The organism is bacterium (assembly GCA_024226335.1).
Taxonomy (GTDB): domain Bacteria; phylum Myxococcota_A; class UBA9160; order SZUA-336; family SZUA-336; genus JAAELY01.
The window spans coordinates 51,656-57,733 of the sequence record JAAELY010000150.1; the positions used below are offsets into that span (position 1 = coordinate 51,656).

Annotated in this window: 5 protein-coding genes and 1 pseudogene; all 6 read right to left on the reverse strand. The window is 62.2% G+C overall.

Features of this window, described 5'->3' with window-relative positions; all coding sequences use genetic code 11:
• Positions 1 to 14 precede the first annotated feature (14 nt).
• Complete coding sequence (locus GY725_07180; protein MCP4003962.1) at positions 15 to 554, reverse strand: hypothetical protein; 540 nt, start codon at positions 552 to 554, stop codon at positions 15 to 17.
• 110 nt (positions 555 to 664) lie between these two features.
• Entirely contained in the window at positions 665 to 2,215 is a 1,551-nt protein-coding gene (locus GY725_07185) for an acyl-CoA synthetase (protein MCP4003963.1), read from the reverse strand.
• 9 nt (positions 2,216 to 2,224) lie between these two features.
• Complete coding sequence (locus GY725_07190; protein MCP4003964.1) at positions 2,225 to 3,388, reverse strand: thiolase domain-containing protein; 1,164 nt, start codon at positions 3,386 to 3,388, stop codon at positions 2,225 to 2,227.
• Complete coding sequence (locus GY725_07195) at positions 3,388 to 4,440, reverse strand: lipid-transfer protein (GenBank protein MCP4003965.1); 1,053 nt, start codon at positions 4,438 to 4,440, stop codon at positions 3,388 to 3,390. Before GY725_07195 ends, GY725_07190 begins: the two co-directional genes overlap by 1 nt.
• Positions 4,440 to 5,395: pseudogene (locus GY725_07200) on the reverse strand (DNA-binding protein). Before GY725_07200 ends, GY725_07195 begins: the two are co-directional and overlap by 1 nt.
• Before the next feature lie 43 nt (positions 5,396 to 5,438).
• A partial coding sequence (locus GY725_07205) for a TetR/AcrR family transcriptional regulator (protein ID MCP4003966.1) occupies positions 5,439 to 6,078 on the reverse strand: 640 nt, incomplete at its 5' end.

Here is a 6,078-nt window from a genome sequence, read left to right on the forward strand (position 1 = left end):
CGGAATCGGAGTCGTTATTGCAGCGCCGGGTCTTCTTCGAGTTCGGACAGGAGTTCTCCGTACGGAGAGTACAGGCCCTGGCAGGCCTGCTCACTGCTTTCCGGCTCGTTCTCACCGGCGAAAATCACGAACGGCTGGGTCGCATTCGAGGCTGCGGCGTAGGTACTGGCGATTTGTTCGCAGGTAGGGGCGCCGGCTGAGGACGAATTCATGCTGCACAGAACCATCAGCGTGTCGTCCGAGACGTCTTCGCCCAGATCGGGTGGATCGACCCCTCCAAGTGTCCCCAGGATCTGCATCATGCGACCGACGTCCATGATCATGGCCTGGTCGCATCCCAGGGCGCGCAGTTCTTCAGCACCCGGTGCGTTCTGCGCCTGGGTGACCAACTCGACCAGTTCCTGGGCGCCCTTTACGAGTTCCTGTCCTCGCTCACTGTTCACGAACATATAGCCAGCGGTCGCGCAGGTCATCAGCAAGGCCGCGAATACAGATAGCAGGATTACGACCGGACTCGGTCCAGTTCGTTCGGGTTTCGTCGGTTCCGGAGTCATTCCGAGGGCCTGTCTATTCGCATGCAGAGATCATATCAGCCACTGGCGCTGTTGGAATTGCCAATTCCCCACGCAGATTCGCACCGGGTCGAAGAAGCTGGAGCCGCGTCTCAGATGGCTGTATCGCGGTCCTCCCAGTAGGGATCGCGCAATTTTCGCTTGTAGAGCTTGCCGTTCGGGTCGCGCGGCATTTCTTCGGTGAAGTCGATTGATTTGGGCGTCTTGAATTTCGCAAGTCGACCACTGCAGAACTCGAGCAGTTCTGCGACCAGTGCATCGCTGGGCAGGATGCCCGTTCCCGGCTCGACCACCGCCTTGATCTCTTCGCCCCAGTCTTCGTGCGGAATCCCGAAGACGGCCACGTCGCCCACCTTCGGATGGCTCATGAACACGTTTTCGATTTCCGCAGGGTAGATGTTGGCGCCACCGGAGATGATCATATCGGTCTTGCGGTCGCACAGAAACAGGTAGCCTTCCTCATTCAGGTAGCCGATGTCGCCGACCGTGAAGTAGTTCTCGATGCGGTTCTTCCGCGTCTTGGCGCTGTCCTTGTGGTACTCGAAATCGGCCTGGCCGAGTCTCATGTACACGGTTCCGCGCTCGCCGACCGGCAACTGCTTCTCGTCGTCGTCGTAGATGCGAATATCCGCGCCAGTCCACGCCTTTCCGACGGTGCCCGGGTACTTCATCCACTCTTCCGGGCTGACGATCGTGCCGCCGCCTTCGGTGGCCGCGTAGTACTCGTAAATCGAGTCACCCCACCACTCGATCATGCGTCGCTTGGTGTCGGGCGGACAGGGGGCGGCGGCGTGCACCATATGGCGCGTCGAAGAGCAGTCGTACTTGGCGCGCACGTCGTCGGGCAGGCCGAGCAGGCGGTGGAACTGCGTCGGCACCATATGGCTGGTCGTGACTCGATACTTCTCGATCAAATGCAGCGACTCTTCGGGCAGCCACTTGTCCATCAGGACCACCGTATGGCCGAAATGCAGCGAAGATGTGCTCCACATGAGCACGGCGGTGTGGTACAGCGGAGAGCCCACCAGGTGCACATTGTCTTTCAAGGGTTCGATGCCGAACATCGCCAGGAAAGTCGCCATCAGGCCACCGATCAGGTCGGGATCCACGGGTGCGAGCGGACGGCGAACTCCCTTGGGTTGACCCGTCGTACCCGAGGTGTAGTTCATCACGTTGCCCGCGGTGCGTTCCTCGGGCAGGGAGGTCGGCTGTTTCTCGGTCAGCTCGTAGAAGTCGCGAAAGCCCGGCACCGAGCCGATCGCGAAGCACGAACTCTCGGCAAGGCCGACTTCCCGGGCCGCAAGAGCCGCGACTTCGGCGACACGCTCGTGGGCGATGAATACCCTTGCCTCACAATCAGCGACGATATAGGCGATCTCGGGTCCCGCCAGATGCCAGTTGATAGGCGTGAGGTACCAGCCCGCTTGTGCGCACGCCAGATTGAGTGCGTAGAACTCCGCGCAATTGGGCAGCACGGCGGCGACGCAATCGCCCACCTGAAGTCCCGCCGCACGCAGACCGTGTACCAACTGATTACTGACCCCCGCGAGTTCGTCCCGCGTCCACTCCCGTCCGTCGGGAGCGACCAGCGCCAGATGATTCGGATCGCGTTGCGTGTAGTTCCAGAAACCGTGGTCCGCCAAAACCGTCTCCTATACGCTCGGCAGTTCGCTGCCGACGAGGTACATCGAGAAGTACTGCGAGCCACCGCCGTATGCGTGACCCAGAGCGAGTTTCGCACCGTCGATCTGGTGTTCGCCGGCCTGTCCTCGCACCTGCATGGCCGCTTCGGCGAAGCGGATCATTCCCGAGGCACCGATCGGGTTCGATGACAGCACACCTCCCGACATATTGACGGGTAGATCACCGTCCATCGCAGTTGCGCCTTCGTAGGTCATCTTCCAGCCTTCACCTTCCGGAGCGAAACCCAGGTTCTCCATCCACATGGGTTCGAACCAGGAGAAGGGCACGTAGATCTCGGCGCAATCGATCTCCTTGCGCGGGTTGGTGATGCCTCCCTTCTTGTACAGGTCTGCAGCCGCGATGCGACCGGCGTGCGGATTGACCTGGTCGCGACCAGAGAACTGCGTCGGTTCGCTGCGCATCGAGGTCGCGTGCACCCAGGCGGGTTTCCCGGGTGACTTCTTGGCTGCGTCGCGACTGGCGAAAACCATCGCGCAGGCGCCGTCAGAAGAGGGACACGCTTCCAGGTAGCGGATCGGATCCCAGAGCATCGGCGAGTTCATGACCTGATCAAAATCGATGTCGGGCATCTGCAGGTGCGCGTACGGATTCTTGAGTGCGTTCAGGCGATCCTTGAGCGCGACCCGGATGCCCGTGTCTTCCGGTGCGCCCGAACGTCTGATGTAGCCGCGGATCAGCGGAGCGAAGTATCCGCCTGCACCCGCGACCACCGCCACCGAGAAAGGCGCGGAGATGGTCAACGCCCACATCGCATTGCTTTCGGACTGCTTCTCGAAGCCGACAGTGAGCACGCGTTCGTGAACGCCCGCCTCGACCAGGCTCGAGGCCACGATTGCCGTGGATCCGCCCACGCTTCCCGCCGTGTGTACGCGCAACATCGGTTTGCCGACACAGCCGAGCGAATCGGCCAGCCACAACTCGGGCATCATCACGCCTTCGAACATATCGGGTGCCTTGCCGAGCACCACGGCGTCGATATCGGACCAGTTGCAATCCGCGTCCTCGAGCGCGCGCTTCGCCGCCTCGCGCAAGAGTCCCGGCATCGACAGTTCGATGCGCTTCGCGTCGTATTTCGTCTGGCCGATTCCGACCACGCCTGATAGCTGACCCATTACTCACCCTCCAGAACGCAGACCAGATTCTGCTGCAGGCACGGCCCGGACGTGCAATGCGCGACTGCGCGCCGTCCGTCACCCGCTGCGATCCGGTTTGCCGCTTCGCCGATGCGATTGAATCCCGCGGCCATCGTCGGATGCGCGGTAAGCGCTCCGCCCGATGGGTTGATGCGCACGTCGTCGCCCAGGCCCAGGGCCGCTTGCAGAATCAGTTCCTGATGGGAATAGGGCGCGTGCAGTTCTGCGAAATCGATCTTGCTCTCGTGAACCTTCGCGTTGCGACCGGCGATCTCCGTGGAAGCCGAGCGCGTCAGATCGCGGACGCCCAGGTTCTGACTCTCGATCCGGTGATCGATGCCGCGAATCCAGACGGGGTTTTTCGAGAACTTGCGCGCCACGCTCGCTTCGGCGATCACCATGGCCGAAGCACCGTCACTGACGGGTGGGCAATCGTGTAGCCGCAGCGGTGAATTGGTCACCCGTTCGGCCAGGAGTTTCTCCACGTCGAAATCACCCGAAACCACCGCGTGCGGATTGTCCTTGGCATCGCGTCGGCTGCGCGCGACCACTTCGGCGAGGTCGCGTTCGGTCTTGCCGGTCGCTTCCATGAAGGCACGTGCCTGGATCGCCGCGAGGCTGTTCGAGTCGGGCCAGAGCGGCGTGACTGTATAGGGGTCGAGTTGGAGACACATCACTTCGCCGTGATCGCCCGGAGAACCCTTGCCGAAGGAATAGACGAGCGCGCTGCTCACGTCGCCGGTCTGGATCTTGATCCAGGCCTCGTACATCGCGAACGCTCCGTCCATTTCGACATGCGATTCCTTGATCGGAGGCCATGCGCCGACGGCATCGAGTGCGCCCACGAATGCGAAAGCCTGGCCTTGCAGGTAGTCGCAGCTTCCCGAGCAGGTGAACTCGATATCGGCTCTCGGCATGCCTGAGGCTTCGACGGCTTCCGCGACGACAGGCATCAGGATCTCGACTTCGTTCCGTTCCCTTTCTTTTCGTTTACAGGATTGGGCAAAGGAAATGATGGCAACGTCGCGCATTACACATGGTCCTTGTACAGATCGTAGTCCGTGTCGGGTTCGTCGATCGGCTTGAAGTACTTGATGCTGGCGACCGACGTGTCGAGTTCGCTCTCGTCGACCCAGGCCGCCTGCACGCGCATTCCCATGCGTACATCCTGAAGATCGCATTCCTGGAGCACGTGCATCATCGGGATATCCGAGCCGTCGAGCAGCACCGAAATGCACGCATAGGGCGGGGTGAAGCTCAGGTTGTCCGAGGGCACCCGCACGATGCAGAAGGTGGTCACGGTGCCCTTGTCGGAAACCTCGACCTGCTGGTCGGTGGGCTTGCCGATGCGCGGGTCGGCGCCGCGCGGCGGTACGTAGACCGGGCCGTCGTCACCGGCGCGTGCGCCAATGATCTTGCCCTTGGCCAGTCCGCGCAAAAAGCGTGTGGTCGCGAAACCCGCGGTGTATTCGTATTCCAGATGTACGGGAGTGCGAATGCTCAAGATCGGTTCGTTCTTGTCATCACTCATTCTCAGGCCTCCGGTTCGAAGCAGGCGATATCGCCAATTTCGCCGATCGTCTCGTCGCGCCAGCGCGCCTTTACGCGCATTCCGGTCGACATGCGTGTTTCGTCTCCCGCGTCCACGGCGTGCAGCATGGGAAGGTCCGCGCCGTCGAGTCGGATGAGCGCGAAGGCGAAGGGGTGGTCGAGCGGTTGCTTTTCGCGCGGCCTCGTGACCCAGGACCAGCCGGTCACGGTTCCCGCCGACCCCACGTCGACGATCTCACCCGAATCCTCACCGGTCTCGGGATCGAACTCCGTGGGCGGAACGATCACCTTTCCCGAAGGCAGCCGGCAGCCGACGATGCGTCGATCGCGCAGTCCGGTGAAGAACTGGGAGAGCACCGGGCCGACGGAACGTCGGTAGGTGTAGTCGACGATGTGTTTCGCCGAGAGGATCTCCTCGCTCTCTTGTGAAGCCATTGTTTCTCCTTGAAACCGGCGATTTCTGGCGCCGGATTGTTCGTCAGCGGACGGTGTCGTCTCGCAGCATGAGTTTCGCAGCGGAGCAGACCGTCCGTGTGACTTCCTGCTCGCCGATCAAACCTCCAGACCAACCGACCAGGGAGGAAAACCAGATCCCGACCAGTGCCGCCGCGATCGCGCCTTCTTCTGCGTCGGCGTTCGAGGCGTCGAGTGGAGTTTCGAGATCCGGCGCCTCGCCGCGCATCGCCGCCACGATCAGGCGACTGACACGCAACTGTGTGCCCGCGATTCGCAAGGCCGTCTCTGCATCCCCGCCCGCGCTCGCTCTCAGCATGGCCTTGGTCAGCTGGGGCTTGTGCGCCAGGCCCCGGGTCGCCCGGCGAAAGAACTCGCCAATGCGGGCCAACGGATCCTTGCCGCGGGTCGGCCGATCCACCATGACCCGTTCGAGACGTTCGAGGTCCTCGATGAAAGCGAAAAGCAGCAGGTCTTCTTTGCTGCGGAAGTACTTGTACAGCGTGCCGAGTGCGACGTCGGAGTTTTCAGCCACGTCGCGCAGTCGGACTGCTTCGAAGCCGCCCTGCTCGGCCAGGTCGACCGCCGCGTCCACGATCCTGCGCATGCGCTTGAGCTGGCTCGCGACCAGTCTCGCGATCTGAGGCTCGCCGTCTCCGGAGTCC

What these genes read in the sequence shown, in the direction of transcription:
- GY725_07195 (MCP4003965.1), bottom strand. Translation starts at nt 4,440, where the DNA reads ATGCGCGACGTTGCCATCATTTCCTTTGCCCAATCCTGTAAACGAAAA.
- GY725_07190 (MCP4003964.1), bottom strand. Translation starts at nt 3,388, where the DNA reads ATGGGTCAGCTATCAGGCGTGGTCGGAATCGGCCAGACGAAATACGAC.
- GY725_07180 (MCP4003962.1), bottom strand. Translation starts at nt 554, where the DNA reads ATGACTCCGGAACCGACGAAACCCGAACGAACTGGACCGAGTCCGGTC.